Here is a 14,476-nt window from a genome sequence, read left to right as displayed (position 1 = left end):
ATGAGCAAGACCCCCGGCGCCCCAACCAACCCGGAAATCGCCCGCAGCATCGATGCCGCGGGCCTGCGCACCAACTACCACGACAGTGGCAGTGGCGCGCCGGTGCTGCTGATCCACGGCTCGGGCCCGGGCGTTTCGGCCTGGGCCAACTGGCGCACGGTGATGCCGGCGCTGGCGCAGCACAGGCGCGTGATCGCACCGGACATGGCAGGCTTTGGCTACAGCGAGCGCCCGGCCGGCTTCGTCTATGGCATGGATGCCTGGGTGCGCCAGGCCGTGGGGCTGCTCGATGCGCTGCAGATCGAGCGCGCCGACATCGTCGGCAATTCCTTTGGCGGTGGACTCGCGCTGGCGCTGGCCATACGCCACCCCGAGCGCGTGCGCCGCCTGGTGCTCATGGGCAGCGTGGGCGTGCCGTTTGCGCTCACTCCAGGGCTGGACGCGGTCTGGGGCTACCAGCCCTCGGTGGCCGCGATGCGCGCCTTGCTCGACATCTTTGCCTTCGACCGCGCGCTGGTCAGCGACGAGCTGGCGCAGTTGCGCTACGAAGCCAGCATCCGCCCGGGCTTTCAGGAATCGTTTGCCGCCATGTTCCCCGCGCCGCGCCAGCGCTGGGTGCAGGCGCTGGCCAGCAGCGAGGCCGACCTGCGCCGCATCCCGCACGAAACCCTGATCGTGCACGGCCGCGAGGACCAGGTCATACCGCTGGAAAATGCCTATCGCCTCACCGCCTTGCTGGCGCGGGCGCAACTGCACGTCTACGGGCGCTGCGGCCACTGGACGCAGATCGAGCAGAGCGCGCGCTTCGCCCGGCTGGTGGGCGACTTTCTAGCCGAGGCCGGGCCCGACGAGCCCCTGCCGCTGCCCCGTTGAATTGAAACGTAGAGACGAGAAACCCATGACCCCTGCCACCCACAAGCGACTGGGCCGCGAGCTGCACCAGGCGCTCAGCGACTGCAGCGTGCTGGCGCCGCTGAGCCAGCGCCACCCCGAGATCACTATTGACGATGCCTACGCCATCCAGCAGCAGCTCATGAAGCTGCGCCTGGCCGCGGGCGAGCGCGTGATCGGCAAGAAGATCGGCGTGACCAGCAAGGCGGTGATGGACATGCTGGGCGTGTTCCAGCCCGACTTCGGCTGGCTCACCGACGCCATGGTCTACAACGAGGGCGAATCGATCCCGATGAACCGCCTGATCCAGCCCAAGGCCGAGGGCGAGATCGCCTTCGTGCTCAAGAAGCGGCTTCAGGGCCCGGGCGTGAGCGTGGCCGATGTGCTCGCCGCCACCGAGGGCGTGATGGTGTGCTTCGAGATCGTCGATTCGCGCATCGAGGACTGGAAGATCAAGATCCAGGACACCGTGGCCGACAACGCCTCCTGCGGCGTCTTCGTGCTCGGTGACCGGCTGGTCGATGTGCGCGACGTGGACCTGAGCACCTGCGGCATGGTGCTGGAGAAGAACGGCGAGATCGTCGCCACCGGCGCGGGCGCCGCAGCGCTGGGCCACCCGGCCAACGCCGTGGCGTGGCTGGCCAACACCCTGGGCGCGCACGGCACTGCGCTGGAGGCGGGCGAGGTCGTGCTCTCGGGCTCGCTTGCCGCCATGGTGCCGGTAAAGAGCGGCGACAACCTGCGCGTGACGATAGGCGGCATCGGCGGCTGCGGCGTGCGTTTCGTTTGAATTTCTCCCTCGCCCCGTTGGGGAGAGGGCTGGATAGACAAGGAGTGTTGGTATGAGCAAAAAAGTGAAATGCGCCCTGATCGGCCCCGGCAACATCGGCACCGATCTGCTGGCGAAATTGCAGCGCAGCCCGGTGCTGGAGCCGGTGTGGATGGTCGGCATAGACCCCACGTCCGACGGCCTCAAGCGCGCGCGCGAGATGGGCATCAAGACCACCGACCAGGGCGTCGATGGCCTGGTGCCGCACATCAAGGCGGATGGCGTGCAGATCGTCTTTGACGCCACCAGCGCCTACGTGCATGCGGAAAACTCGCGCAAGGTGATTGCCGAGGGCGCGATGATGGTCGACCTCACGCCCGCGGCGATTGGTCCCTACTGCGTGCCGCCGGTCAACCTCAAGGCGCATGTGGGCAAGCAGGAGATGAACGTCAACATGGTCACCTGCGGCGGCCAGGCGACGATTCCCATGGTCAACGCGGTGAGCCGCGTGCAACCCGTGGCCTATGCCGAGATCGTCGCCACCGTGTCGAGCAAATCGGCCGGCCCGGGCACGCGCAAGAACATCGACGAATTCACCCGCACCACCGCGGGCGCGATCGAGCGCGTGGGCGGCGCGAAGAAAGGCAAGGCCATCATCATCATCAACCCGGCCGAGCCGCCGCTCATCATGCGCGACACCGTGCACTGCCTGACAGAGACCGAGCCCGACGAGGCGGCGATTCGCAAAAGCATCGAGGAGATGATGGCCGAGGTGCAGAAATACGTGCCCGGCTACCGCATGGTCAACGGCCCGGTGTTCGACGGCAAGCGCGTCTCGATGTACCTGGAGGTCGAGGGCCTGGGCGACTACCTGCCCAAGTACTCGGGCAATCTGGACATCATGACCGCCGCTGCGGCGCGCACCGCCGAGATGTTTGCCGAAGAGATTCTGGCCGGGCGCCTGACGCTGGAGCCCGTCGCCGCTTGACGGATTTTTCTCCCTCCCCCGCTGGGGGAGGGCAGGCGTGGGGGCCAGCAGCGCCCGCACAGGCAAGTTGTCTTGCTTGAGCCCAAGCCCCCATCCCCACCTTCCCCCAAAGGGGGAAGGAGTTCAAGACAAAGAGGACATGAACATGAGCATCCAAGGCAAGAAAGTCACGCTGCACGAAATGGCGCTGCGCGACGGCATGCACCCCAAGCAGCACCAGATCAGCATCGAGCAGATGAAGAGCATCGCCACCGCGCTGGACGCGGCCGGCATGCCGCTGATCGAGGTCACCCACGGCGACGGCCTGGGCGGCGATTCGGTCAACTACGGCTTTGCCGCGCACACCGACGAGCAATACCTGAGCGCCGTCATCCCCTTGATGAAACAGGCCAAGGTCTCGGCGCTGCTGCTGCCCGGCATAGGCACCGTCGACCACCTGAAGATGGCGCACGAGCTCGGCGTGCACACCATCCGCGTGGCCACGCACTGCACCGAGGCGGATGTGTCCGAGCAACACATCACCATGGCGCGCAAGCTCGGCATGGACACCGTGGGCTTTCTGATGATGAGCCACATGAACGATGCAGCCGGGCTGGTCAGGCAGGCTAGGTTGATGGAGGGCTACGGCGCCAACTGCATCTACGTCACCGACTCGGCCGGCCACATGCTGCCCGATGACGTGCGCGCCAAGCTCGGTGCGGTGCGCGAGGCGCTCAAGCCCGAAACCGAGCTGGGTTTTCACGCCCACCACAACCTGGCCATGGGCGTGGCCAATTCGATCACCGCGATCGAGATGGGCGCCAACCGCGTGGACGCCGCGTCGGCGGGACTGGGCGCGGGCGCGGGCAATACGCCTATGGAGGTGCTGGTTGCGGTGCTCGACCTGATGGGCGTGCACACCGGCGTCGACGTGTTCAAGATCCAGGACGTGGCCGAAGACCTGATCGTGCCGATGATGGACTTCCCCATCCGCATCGACCGCGACGCGCTCACGCTGGGCTATGCGGGCGTCTATGGCTCCTTCCTCTTGTTCGCCAAGCGCGCCGAAAAGAAGTACGGCGTGCCCGCGCGCGAAATCCTCGTCGAGATGGGCCGCCGCGGCTGCGTCGGCGGGCAGGAAGACATGATCGAAGACACCGCTCTCACGCTCGCGCGCCAGCGCGGGCTGAAGGTGGCCTGAGGCGCTGGCGTGCAGCGGGCAGCGGCTTTCCTTGCAGCGGCGCTGGCGCTGGCACTGGCCGCGCTGGCCTCGCCGCTCGCGCCCTGGCCGGCGCTGCAGCCCTGGGCGCTGCTGGCGCTGTTGCTGCTGTGCCTGACGGCCTTGCTGCGCCCGCGCTCCCTGCGCGGCCTGGCCCCGGACGCGGCCGCGCGCGCCGACCGCCACGCGCTGGCGGTGATAGCGGAGAACGCCGGCATGATGTCCTCCTTCACCCGCGTCGTGGCTACCTCGCGCGAGCAGCAGAGCCTGCTCGCCGGCCTGCACGACGAGGTCGATGCGCTGTCGGCCAGCGTGCAGACCGTGGTGCAGTCCGCCGAGGTGACGCACGAAGAGGTCGGCAGCATGCACGGCCTGGCCGAGCAGGGCGACACCCTGCTGCACCATGCGGCCAGCGGCATCGAGGCGCTGGCGCAATCGGCCCAGGGGCTGGAGGCGCGCTTTCGCGAGGTGATGCGCCACACGCAGGAGATCAAGGGGATGCTGGCGGTCATTCAGAACGTCACCATGCAGACCAACCTGCTCTCGCTCAACGCCGCGGTGGAGGCGGCGCGCGCGGGCGAGCAGGGCAAGGGCTTTGCAGTGGTGGCCGACGAGGTGCGCAAGCTCGCGGTGCGCACCGGCGAGGCGACGCAGCAGATCCAGCAGACGATTGCCGGCATTACCAGCAGCGCGGCCGCGGCCGACGCTCACCTCAAGACCGTGCTCGAGGGCGTGCATGAGAGCGTGCAGCGCACGCGCGAGACCGGCGCCGCGCTGGCCGACATTCGCGCGCGCTCGGACCGCACCCTGCAGGCCGCGCGCCACATGGCCGAGGCGGCGCAGACCCAGGACGCGGTGAGCGAGCGCCTGGTCGATGGCGCACGCCGGCTGGCCTCGGCCGCCGGCCAGTCGCTCGAATGGGTGGGCAAGAGCAACGCCCAGCTGCGCGTGGTGCAAGGCCTGATCGGCGAACTCAAGCAGGACACCAGCGCGCTGCTCGCCAGCCAGCGCGAGGTGGACGTGCTCACCGACTGCATAGAGGAGATGCGCGCCTGCAACATCTTGGTGATGAACTCGGCTTCGGGCGCAGAACTGGCGCCGGTGCTGCAGCGCATTGCCCAGCTCGACCAGCGCCTGGACGCTGCCTGGCAGCGCTGGCAGCAGCGCGCCGGGCGCCGGGCCCAGGCCGCCGATGCGGCGCGCGGCTTTGCCGACGCGCTGGCGCACTACCGCCGGGTGCGCGGCCAGGCGCTGGCGCTGGCCCAGGCCGGGCGTTTTGACGAGGTGCGCAGCTTCATCCCCGGCGCGGTGCGCCAGGCCTACGACGCGGCCAAGCAGGCGCTGCCGGCCGCCGCGCTGGTTCGCGCTTCCTGATTTTTTCATCGCTTCGGACTTCAAACCCATGGCTCTTTCTTCCAAAACCCTGGACCAGCTTGCCAAGCACCTGCACGCCTGCCAGCGCGAGGCGCGCGACACGCCCAAGATCACCGACGAGCACCCCGAGATGGACTGGGACGACGCCTACGCCATCCAGGACCGCATCCTCGCGGCCAAGCTCAAGGGCGGCGCGCGCGTCGCCGGCTACAAGGCGGGCCTGACTTCGCACGCCAAGATGCGCCAGATGGGCGTGACCGACCCGGTGTTCGGCTTCCTGGTCGACGAGTTCACCGTGCCCGACGGCGGCGAGGTCAAGGTGAGCGAACTGATCCACCCCAAGGTAGAGCCCGAGATCTGCTTCGTCACCCGCACCGAACTCACCGGCCCGGGCTGCAGCATCGCCAGCGTGCTGGCCGCCAGCGACGTGGTGCTGCCCGGCATCGAGGTCATCGACAGCCGCTACCGCGACTTCAAGTTCGACCTCAAGAGCGTGGTGGCCGACAACACCTCGGCCGCGCGCTTCGTCGTCGGCGGGCAGGCAGTGGACGCGCGCAGCGTGGACTTGCGCACCACCGGCCTCGTGCTGGAAAAGAACGGCGTGCCCGTGGCCCTGGGCGCGGGCGCCGCCGTGCTCGGCCACCCGGCCGCCGCCGTGGCCATGCTGGTCAACCACCTGGGGCGCCGCGGCAAGAGCCTGCCCGCAGGCTCGCTCATCCTCTCGGGCGGCGCGACCGAAGCCGTCGCGGTGCAGGCGGGCGACCACGTCACGCTCAGGATGCAGGGCATGGGCAGCGTGTCCCTGCGCTTTGTCTGAACCACCACAAGGAGACAGGAAGATGACCCAGACCTCACGCCGCCGCGCGCTCGGCACCCTGGGCGGCATCGCTGCCGCCGGCCTGCTGCCCGCACCCTGGGTGCATGCGGCCCAGACCTTCAAGATCGGCTACGTGGCGCCGCAAACCGGGCCGCTGTCGGTGTTTGCCGAACCCGATCCATTCACGCTGGAGGCGATACGCAAGCTGGTAGCGGGCGGCATCCAGAGCGGCGGCAAGAACTACGCGGTGGAGATCATCTACAAGGACTCGCAGTCCAGCGCGGCGCGCGCGGCCGACGTCACCGGCGACCTGATCATGAAGGACAAGGTGGACATCGTCGTCTCCGGCTGCACGCCCGAGACCACCAACCCGGTGGCTGACCAGTGCGAGCTCAACGGCGTGCCCTGCGTGACCAACGACACGCCCTGGCAGCCGCACTTTTTCGGCCGCGGCGGCGACCCCAAGAAGGGCTTCGAGTGGACCAACCACTTCTTCTGGGGGCTGGAGGACATCATCGGCGTGTTCACCGGCATCTGGGACAAGCTGCCGACCAACCGCACCGTGGGCGCGCTCTGGCCCAACGACCCCGACGGCAACGCCTGGGGCGACGCCAAGATGGGCTTTCCCGCCGTCGCGGGCGCCAAGAAGCTCAAGTTCGTCGACCCCGGCCGCTACCAGAGCCCGAACGACAACTTCACCAGCTACATCACCGAATTCAAGAAGGCCGGCGTGGAGATCGTCACCGGCGTGGTGCCGCCGCCGGACTTCGGCAACTTCTGGGCGCAGTGCGCGCAGCAAGGCTTCAAGCCCAAGATCGTCACCGTGGCCAAGGCAACGGAATTCCCGGCCGCGGTGCAGGCCTTCGGGCCGCGCAGCGACGGGCTGTCGGTCGAGGTCTGGTGGTCGCCCCAGCACCCGTTCAAGAGCTCGCTCACCGGCCAGAGCGCGGCCGAGCTGGCCGCCGCCTACACCAGGGCCACGGGCAAGCCCTGGAACATGACGCTGGGCTTCAAGCATTCGCTGTTCGAGGTGGCGCTGGCGGCGCTCAAGAAGAGCGGCGGCAAGGGGCCTGAGTCGATTCGCGACGCGCTGCGCGCGACCGATCTCGCCACCATCGTCGGCCACGTCAACTTCACCAAGGGGCCGGTGCCTTCGGTCAGCAAGACGCCGCTTGCGGGCGGCCAGTGGCACAAGAAGGGCGAGGGCTTTGATCTCGTGATCGTGGAAAACAGCCAGGCCCGCATGGTGCCGGTGGGCGGTGAGCTCAAGCCGATCTGAGGCCATGGCCGCGCACGAGGGCGCCCCGCTGCTGGAGCTGCGCGCGCTCAGCCGCCGCTTCGGCGCGCTGCGCGTGGTCGACGGGCTCGACCTGCAGGTGGCCGAAGGCGAAGCGCTGGGCGTGATCGGGCCCAACGGCGCGGGCAAGACCACGCTCATGAATCTGATAGCTGGCGACATCGCGCCCAATGGCGGCCAGGTGCTTTTTGCCGGGCGCGAGCTCACCGGGCTGTCGGCGCAGGAGCGCTGCCGCGCCGGCATCGCGCGCACCTACCAGGTACCCCAGCCCTTTGGCGGCCTGACGGTGTTCGAGAACGTGCTCGTCGGGGCGATCTTCGGCGCCGGCGCGGGCGAGAAGGCCGCGCGCGTGCAGGCGCGCCAGGTGCTCGCGCAGACCGGGCTGCTGGACAAGGCCGACCGCCTGGCTGGCGCGCTGCCGCTGCTCGACCGCAAGCGCCTGGAGCTGGCGCGCGCGCTGGCCAGCCGCCCGCGCCTGCTGCTGCTCGACGAGATCGCCGGGGGCCTCACCGAGCAGGAGGTGCATGCGCTGCTGCAGACCATTCGCGCCATCCACGCCAGCGGCGTGACGCTGATCTGGATAGAGCACATCGTGCATGCGCTGGTGGCGGTGGTCGGTCGGCTGGTGGCGCTGGACTTCGGGCGCAAGGTGACCGAGGGTGCGCCCCAGGACGTGATGAACGAGCCGGCGGTGCGCGAAATCTACATGGGCATAGACCTTGGCGAGGAGGCCGCCGCATGAGCGCGCTGCTGCAGGTGCAGGGCCTGAGCGCGGGCTATGGAGACTTTCAGGCGCTGCACGGCATAGACCTGAATCTGCCCGAGGGCGAGGTGCTGGCCATCATCGGCGCCAATGGCGCGGGCAAGTCCACGCTGCTGCGCACCCTGGCGGGGGCGCTGGCGCTGCGCTCGGGCAGCGTACGCTTCGACGGCCGCACCATCGGCGGTCTGCCCGCGCACCAGGTGTGCGCGGCCGGCATTGCGCTGGTGCCCGAGGGGCGGCGGCTCTTTCCCAGCCTGAGCGTGCAGGAGAACCTGCAGATGGGCGCTTACGTGCGCCGGCCCGGCCCCTGGGACCTGGCGGCGGTGTATGCGCTGTTCCCCATCCTGAGCGACTTTCGCGCGCGCCCGGCCACCGAACTTTCGGGCGGGCAGCAGCAGATGGTGGCGCTCGGGCGCGCGCTGATGAGCAATCCGCGCCTGCTGCTGTGCGACGAGCTCTCCCTGGGCCTGGCGCCGGTGGTGGTGCGCGACATCTACCGCGCGCTGCCGACGGTGTGCGCGCAGGGCGTCTCGGTCATCGTGGTCGAGCAGGACATCAGCCAGGCCCTGGGCGTGGCCCGGCATGTGGTGTGCATGCGCGAAGGGCGTGTGGTGCTGGCGGGCGCGCCCGTTGAGCTCACGCGCGAGCAGATCGCGCAGGCCTATTTTGGCGCTGCGGCGGGGGCAGCGCCATGATCGCGGAGTGGCTCAATACCCTGCTGCAGGGCGTCTTGCTGGGCGGGCTGTACGCGCTGTTTGCCGCCGGCCTGTCGATCAGCTTTGGCGTGATGCGCATGATCAACATCGCCCATGGCGACATGATCGTGCTGGCCAGCTACGCGACCATCGTCGGCGCCAACTACCTGCGGCTGCCGATGGCGCTCACCGTCGTGCTGGTGGTCTGCGTGCTCAGCGCCCTCGGCTATGCGGCGCAGCGCCTGGTGTTCAACCGCACTCTGGGCGCGGACATGCTGCGCCCGCTGCTGCTGACCTTCGGGCTGTCCATCGTGATCCGCGAGAGCCTGCAGGCGGTGTTCTCTGCCGACGTGCGCAGCGTGGACGTGGGGCCGCTGGCCACAGCCACCTGGGGGCTGGGCGGCCAGGTGAACGTCGGGGTGCTGCCGCTGCTGGTGATGCTCGTGGGCCTGGCCTGCATCGCGGCGCTGCAATGGCTGTTTCGGCGCACCGCCATGGGCCGCTCGTTTCGCGCGACATCGGACGATGCGGACACCGCCTCGCTCATGGGCGTCAACCGCAAGCACGTCTACGCGCTGGCCATGGTGTTCGGCAGCGCCATGGTGGCGCTGGCCGGCGCCTTTCTGGTGATGCGCACCACGGTCAGTCCCTCGGACGGGCCGGCGCGGCTGATCTACGCCTTCGAGGCGGTGATCATCGGCGGCCTGGGCTCGCTCTGGGGCACGGTGGCCGGCGGCGTGGTGCTGGGCGTGGCCCAGGCCATAGGCTCGCGGCTGGATCCGGGCTGGGGCACGCTGGCCGGGCATCTGGCGTTTCTGGGCATTCTCTGGGCGCGGCCCCAGGGCTTGTTCCCTGCCACGCGGGACCGATGACGATGAAGCGCGATCTGCTGCCCGCCCGCGTGGCCGCCGTCATCGGCGTGCTGGCCATCGTCGCCATCGCCAGCATGCCCTGGTGGGCCGAACGCGCCACGCTGGCGCTGGCCACCGAGGTGCTGGCCATGCTGGCGCTGGCCCAGATGTGGAATCTGCTGGCCGGCTACGGCGGCCTGCTGTCGGTCGGCCAGCAGGGCTTCATAGGCCTGGGCGCGTATGCGCTGGTGGTCTTCGGGCTGCAGGCGGGGCTGGGCGCCTTCTGGGTGATTCCGATTGCCGGCGTGGTGGGCGCGCTGGCCGGCGCGCTGGTGGCGCCGCTGGTGTTTCGCCTGAGCGGCGCGCACTTCGCCATAGGCACCTGGGTGGTGGCGGAGGTGTTTCGCCTCGTCATGGCCAACCTGCCCTTCGTGAGCGGCGGCTCGGGCACCAGCGTGGCCAAGACGGTGATGGGCATGAACGTGGCCACGCGCATGGGACTCACGCTGTGGTGGGCGCTGGCATTGGGCGCGGGGGCGACGCTGGCGGTTTATCTGCTGCTGCGCTCGCGCTGGGGCCTGGCGCTGATGGCGGTGCGCGATTCGGAGCGCGCCTCGCGCAGCCTGGGCGTGCGCGTGGCGCGCATCAAATGGGCGGTGTGGGTGGCGGCCGCCGGGGTCTGCGCGATGACCGGCGCGCTGCTCTTCATCACCAAGTTGCGCGTGGCGCCCGATCCGGCGTTCTCCATCGATTGGACCACCACCATGTTCTTCATCGTGGTGATAGGCGGCATAGGCACGCTGGAGGGGCCGATCATCGGCACCATCGCCTATTTCCTGCTGCGCGAATGGCTGGCGGACCTGGGCAGCATCTACCTGATCACGCTGGGCGTGAGCACCATGGTCGTCATGCTGTTTTTCGAGCGCGGTCTCTGGGGGTTGTGGACGCGCTACCTCGGCTGGGAGCTGTTTCCGGTGCGCCGCCGCCTGGGGCCGCCGGCGGGGTGAGCCGGCACATTGGTCCGCATGCGTGCGCGTGGGGCCGAAGGAGGCGACGAACATCGGCTGCTTGGCGGCCAGCGCCTCGACGAAGTTCATCCAGGCGGGCACCGCCGCGAATACTCTTTCCTTCAGGCCCACCAGCCAAAAGACGGTCGACGGCTGCGTCGCCGGATCGGCCATGACGATGTGCCCCTTTCGCTTGGGGTCGCCCAGGTCTTCGTACTTCTTTGGCGCGTCCGCCGCCTGCACCAGGTCGGTCAGCAGCTTGCCGGGGCGCGCCGTCTGCGGCGGGCTAGTTGCCCTGGCCCGAAATCAAGAGCGCCGCCTGCACCGCCTGCGCCAGATCGGGGTAGAGATTGGGCGCGAGCTGCGCATGCAGGCCGCTGCGCTGCACCAGCGCCAGCGGCTGGCCGCCGAGGCCCGCCAGGAGCGGGCGCACGCCCTGCTGGGCGCACTGGGCGAGCAGCGCCTTGAGCGTTTCCTTGCCGGTGCTGTCCATGTAGAGCAGGCTTGCCAGGTCCAGCACCAGCACACGCGCGGGCAGGCGTGCCGACAGGTCTTCCAGCGCGGTGGTCGAGCCGAAGAACAAGGCCCCCTGCAAGCGCCAGGCCTGCACTTGCGGCGCTGCGGCCAGCGCCGGCAGCGCCAGGCGCTCGGCGTGGGTGAGATGGGCCATGCGGTAGATGAATACCGCGCACGAGGCGAGGATGCCTACCTGCACCGCCACCGTCAGGTCAAACACCACGGTCAGCAGGAACACCGCCAGCAGCGTAGCGCCGTAGGGCGCGCGAAAGCGCCCCAGATGGGCAAAGGCGCGCCACTCGCCCATGTTCCAGGCCACGTGCATGAGGATCGCGGCCAGGCAGGCCAGCGGAATCGAGCTGGCCAGCGGCGCGGCGACGAGGATCACAGCCAGCAGCACCAGCGCATGCACCATGCCCGCGACGGGGCTGGTGGCGCCGCTCTTGACGTTGGTGACGGTGCGCGCGATTGTGCCGGTGGCCGGCATGCCGCCAAAGAAGGGCACGACGAAGTTGGCCACGCCCTGGGCCATCAGCTCCTGGTTGGGGTCGTGGCGGTCGCCGATGATGCCGTCGGCCACGCGCGCGCACAGCAGCGACTCGATCGCGCCCAGCAGTGCCAGCGTCACCGCGGGCATCAGCAGAAAACGCGCCGACTCCCAGGAAAAGTCCGGCAGCTCCAGCGCCGGCAGCGTGGCCGGAATGCCGCCAAAGCGACTGCCTATGGTCTCCACCGGCAGCTTGAACAGCGCCGCCGCGGCCGTGGCCAGTACCAGCGCGACGATGGCACCGGGCACGATGTTGAGCTTGCCCGAGAACGGCGCGCGCGCGCCCAGCGAGGGCATCCAGTGCTGCCAGGCCACGATCACCGCCAGGCTCGCGAGCGCAGTGCCCAGCGCCCAAGGGTTCATCGTGTGCGCGTGCTCCCAGAGCGCGCCCAGGATGCCGAAGAAGTCCGCCGGCATGCTGGCCACCTGCAGGCCCAGAAAATCCTTGATCTGCGACAGCGCAATCAGCACCGCAATGCCGTTGGTAAAGCCGGTGATCACCGCCACCGGAATGAAGCGCACCAGCGTGCCCAGCTTGAACAGACCCATCAGAAACAGCAGCACGCCCGACAGCGCCGTGGCAATGATGAGATTGCCTACGCCGTACTGCTGCACGATGCCGTAGACGATGACGATGAAGGCGCCCGCCGGCCCGCCGATCTGCACCCGGCTGCCGCCCAGCAGCGCGACCAGAAAGCCCGCGATGATGGTGGTGAAGATGCCTGCCTCGGGCTTGAGCCCGGAGGCGATGGCAAAGGCCATGGCCAGCGGCAGCGCGACGACGGCAACCGTCAGGCCCGCGCCGATGTCGGCGACGAGGCGCGCGCGGTCATAGCCCTTGAGGGCGTCGATGAGGCGGGGGCGAAAGGAGAAGGTCACGGGTACGGCTCCAGGCAAGCGGGGGATGGCGATGAGGGCATCCCTTGGGCGGGCCGCAGTGGCGCAGCCGCGTGATGAAGCGGCGCCGACGGGTCAGTGACTGGTGGGTCAGCATGGCGGGGCGTGACAAGTGGCGCGAGTGTACGCCCCGGTGTCCCGTGCCATCGGGGGCGACCCGGACTCGGGCATATGGATATGCGCCGGGCTGCGGCGTGCCGGGCGTAAAGTCGCGCGGCCCGCGCGGCGTGTCACGCATCGGGGGTGTTTTCGACAACGCAATCCGGGGCCAATATCTCGTGCAGGAACTCGACTTTGATGTAGTGATCGTGGGCAGCGGCCTGGCGGGCCTGAGCGCAGCGCTGCGCCTGGCGCCGACGCACCGCGTGGCGCTGCTCACCAAACGTGCAATCGAGGATGGATCGAGCCAGTGGGCGCAGGGCGGCATCGCCGCCGTGCTGGGCGAGGGCGACAGCTTCGAGGCGCACGTGCACGACACCTTCATCGCCGGCGCCGGTCTGTGCGCGCCCGACGCCACGCGGCTGGTGGTCGAGCAGGCGCCCGAGTGCATCGCCTGGCTGCGCGCGCTGGGCGTGGCGTTTTCCCTGGAAGAGGGGCAGTTGCACCTGACGCGCGAGGGCGGGCACAGCGAGCGGCGCATCGTGCATGCGCAGGACGCCACCGGCGCGGCGGTGCAGCGCACGCTCATCGACGCGGTGCACGCCACACCCGGCATCACGGTGTTCGAGCAGCACACGCTGGTCGATCTGATCACCGCGCGCAAGCTGGGGCACCTCGGTCAGGCCTGCCTCGGGTTGTACGCGCTCGATCAAGCCAGCGACACGGTGCGCACCTTCCGCGCGCCGCATACGATTCTGGCCACCGGCGGCGCGGGCAAGGTCTACCTCTACACCACCAACCCCGATACCTCGACGGGCGATGGCATCGCTGCCGCCTGGCGTGCGGGCTGCCGCGTGGCCAACATGGAGTTCATCCAGTTTCACCCGACCTGCCTGTACCACCCGCATGCCAAGTCCTTTTTGATCAGCGAAGCGGTGCGCGGCGAGGGCGGGCGCCTGGTGCTGCCCGCCGCGCTCGGCGGCGAACGCTTCATGCCGCGCCACGATGAGCGCGCGGAACTCGCGCCGCGCGACGTGGTGGCGCGCGCCATCGACTTCGAGATGAAGAAGCACGGCCTCGATTGCGTGTACCTGGACATCTCGCAGCGCAGCCCGGAGTTTTTGCACGAGCACTTTCCCAACATCCTCGCGCACTGCGCGGGGCTTGGCATCGACATCACGCGCGAGCCCATTCCCGTGGTGCCGGCCGCGCACTACACCTGCGGCGGCGTCCTCACCGATCTGCACGGGCGCACCGATCTGCGGGGCCTGTACGCCATCGGCGAGGCGGCCTGCACCGGGCTGCACGGCGCCAACCGGCTGGCGAGCAACTCGCTGCTCGAATGCATGGTGTTCGCGCAGGCGGCGGCGCAAAGCATCGCGGCCGCGCCCGCTGGCGAGCGCCTGGTATTGCCCGCCTGGGACGACAGTCGCGTGCAGGACGCCGACGAGGCCGTGGTCATCTCGCACAACTGGGACGAGCTGCGCCGCTTCATGTGGGACTACGTCGGCATCGTGCGCACCAACAAGCGGCTGGAACGCGCGATGCACCGCATTGCGCTGCTCAAGAGCGAGATTCACGAGTTCTACGGCCAGTTCCACGTCACGCGCGACCTGCTGGAGCTGCGCAACCTGGTGCAAGTGGCCGAGCTCATCGTGCGCTCGGCGCAGGCGCGCCACGAAAGCCGCGGCCTGCATTTCAGCCGCGACTGGCCCGAACTGGCCGCGCCGGCCGCGCCCACCATCCTGGTGCCGGGCGGGGCCTGAT

At 69.2% G+C, this 14,476-nt stretch carries 13 protein-coding genes; 12 read left to right on the top strand and 1 reads right to left on the bottom strand.

Annotated features, from left to right (window positions below; genetic code table 11):
- From KUD94_RS10910 to KUD94_RS10860, 11 genes are all read left to right on the top strand, one after another.
- Positions 1-873 (top strand): alpha/beta fold hydrolase, encoded by an 873-nt coding sequence (locus KUD94_RS10910; RefSeq protein WP_218237230.1) that lies wholly within the window; start codon positions 1-3, stop codon positions 871-873.
- Between the two features lie 25 nt (positions 874-898).
- Complete coding sequence (gene dmpE, locus KUD94_RS10905) at positions 899-1,681, top strand: 2-oxopent-4-enoate hydratase (RefSeq protein ID WP_218237229.1); 783 nt, start codon at positions 899-901, stop codon at positions 1,679-1,681.
- Between the two features lie 52 nt (positions 1,682-1,733).
- Positions 1,734-2,648 (top strand): acetaldehyde dehydrogenase (acetylating), encoded by a 915-nt coding sequence (locus KUD94_RS10900; protein WP_218237228.1) that lies wholly within the window; start codon positions 1,734-1,736, stop codon positions 2,646-2,648.
- Between the two features lie 145 nt (positions 2,649-2,793).
- A complete protein-coding gene (gene dmpG / locus KUD94_RS10895; RefSeq protein ID WP_218237227.1) occupies positions 2,794-3,828 on the top strand; it encodes a 4-hydroxy-2-oxovalerate aldolase in 1,035 nt (344 codons plus the stop codon).
- Positions 3,829-3,837: 9 nt separating this feature from the next.
- Positions 3,838-5,220, top strand: a complete 1,383-nt coding sequence (locus KUD94_RS10890) for a methyl-accepting chemotaxis protein (RefSeq protein ID WP_218237226.1) — start codon at positions 3,838-3,840, stop codon at positions 5,218-5,220.
- 28 nt (positions 5,221-5,248) lie between these two features.
- The gene (dmpH, locus tag KUD94_RS10885) at positions 5,249-6,037 is read left to right on the top strand and encodes a 2-oxo-3-hexenedioate decarboxylase (protein ID WP_218237225.1); all 789 of its coding nucleotides are present in this window, start codon (positions 5,249-5,251) and stop codon (positions 6,035-6,037) included.
- Between the two features lie 22 nt (positions 6,038-6,059).
- Entirely contained in the window at positions 6,060-7,316 is a 1,257-nt protein-coding gene (locus KUD94_RS10880; RefSeq protein WP_218237224.1) for an ABC transporter substrate-binding protein, read from the top strand.
- A gap of 4 nt (positions 7,317-7,320) precedes the next feature.
- On the top strand, positions 7,321-8,076 hold the full coding sequence (locus tag KUD94_RS10875) for an ABC transporter ATP-binding protein (RefSeq protein ID WP_218237223.1): 756 nt from the start codon (positions 7,321-7,323) through the stop codon (positions 8,074-8,076).
- A complete protein-coding gene (locus KUD94_RS10870; RefSeq protein WP_218237222.1) occupies positions 8,073-8,792 on the top strand; it encodes an ABC transporter ATP-binding protein in 720 nt (239 codons plus the stop codon). The genes KUD94_RS10875 and KUD94_RS10870 overlap by 4 nt, the downstream gene beginning before the upstream one ends.
- A complete protein-coding gene (locus KUD94_RS10865) occupies positions 8,789-9,664 on the top strand; it encodes a branched-chain amino acid ABC transporter permease (RefSeq protein WP_218237221.1) in 876 nt (291 codons plus the stop codon). Before KUD94_RS10870 ends, KUD94_RS10865 begins: the two co-directional genes overlap by 4 nt.
- A gap of 2 nt (positions 9,665-9,666) precedes the next feature.
- Positions 9,667-10,650 carry a branched-chain amino acid ABC transporter permease gene (locus KUD94_RS10860; RefSeq protein ID WP_218237220.1) on the top strand — a complete coding sequence of 328 codons (984 nt, stop codon included), beginning with the start codon at positions 9,667-9,669 and terminating at the stop codon, positions 10,648-10,650.
- Between the two features lie 286 nt (positions 10,651-10,936).
- On the opposite strand, the gene KUD94_RS10855 is transcribed toward KUD94_RS10860, so the two are convergent.
- Positions 10,937-12,592 (bottom strand): SulP family inorganic anion transporter, encoded by a 1,656-nt coding sequence (locus KUD94_RS10855; protein WP_370625866.1) that lies wholly within the window; start codon positions 12,590-12,592, stop codon positions 10,937-10,939.
- Between the two features lie 296 nt (positions 12,593-12,888).
- Between KUD94_RS10855 and nadB the strand changes: the two genes are divergently transcribed.
- Positions 12,889-14,475: an L-aspartate oxidase gene (nadB, locus tag KUD94_RS10850; protein WP_218237218.1), complete on the top strand. Its 1,587-nt coding sequence runs from the start codon at positions 12,889-12,891 to the stop codon at positions 14,473-14,475.
- Position 14,476: the final 1 nt, after the last annotated feature.

The organism is Comamonas sp. NLF-1-9, assembly GCF_019195435.1.
Classification (GTDB): Bacteria; Pseudomonadota; Gammaproteobacteria; order Burkholderiales; family Burkholderiaceae_C; genus Comamonas_C.
The sequence above is the reverse complement of the archived record's forward strand: the minus strand, read 5'-3'. Positions and strand labels throughout refer to the sequence as shown.

What these genes read in the sequence shown, in the direction of transcription:
- KUD94_RS10910 (WP_218237230.1), top strand. Translation starts at nt 1, where the DNA reads ATGAGCAAGACCCCCGGCGCCCCAACCAACCCGGAAATCGCCCGCAGC.
- dmpE (WP_218237229.1), top strand. Translation starts at nt 899, where the DNA reads ATGACCCCTGCCACCCACAAGCGACTGGGCCGCGAGCTGCACCAGGCG.
- KUD94_RS10900 (WP_218237228.1), top strand. Translation starts at nt 1,734, where the DNA reads ATGAGCAAAAAAGTGAAATGCGCCCTGATCGGCCCCGGCAACATCGGC.
- dmpG (WP_218237227.1), top strand. Translation starts at nt 2,794, where the DNA reads ATGAGCATCCAAGGCAAGAAAGTCACGCTGCACGAAATGGCGCTGCGC.
- dmpH (WP_218237225.1), top strand. Translation starts at nt 5,249, where the DNA reads ATGGCTCTTTCTTCCAAAACCCTGGACCAGCTTGCCAAGCACCTGCAC.
- KUD94_RS10880 (WP_218237224.1), top strand. Translation starts at nt 6,060, where the DNA reads ATGACCCAGACCTCACGCCGCCGCGCGCTCGGCACCCTGGGCGGCATC.
- KUD94_RS10875 (WP_218237223.1), top strand. Translation starts at nt 7,321, where the DNA reads ATGGCCGCGCACGAGGGCGCCCCGCTGCTGGAGCTGCGCGCGCTCAGC.
- KUD94_RS10870 (WP_218237222.1), top strand. Translation starts at nt 8,073, where the DNA reads ATGAGCGCGCTGCTGCAGGTGCAGGGCCTGAGCGCGGGCTATGGAGAC.
- KUD94_RS10865 (WP_218237221.1), top strand. Translation starts at nt 8,789, where the DNA reads ATGATCGCGGAGTGGCTCAATACCCTGCTGCAGGGCGTCTTGCTGGGC.
- KUD94_RS10860 (WP_218237220.1), top strand. Translation starts at nt 9,667, where the DNA reads ATGAAGCGCGATCTGCTGCCCGCCCGCGTGGCCGCCGTCATCGGCGTG.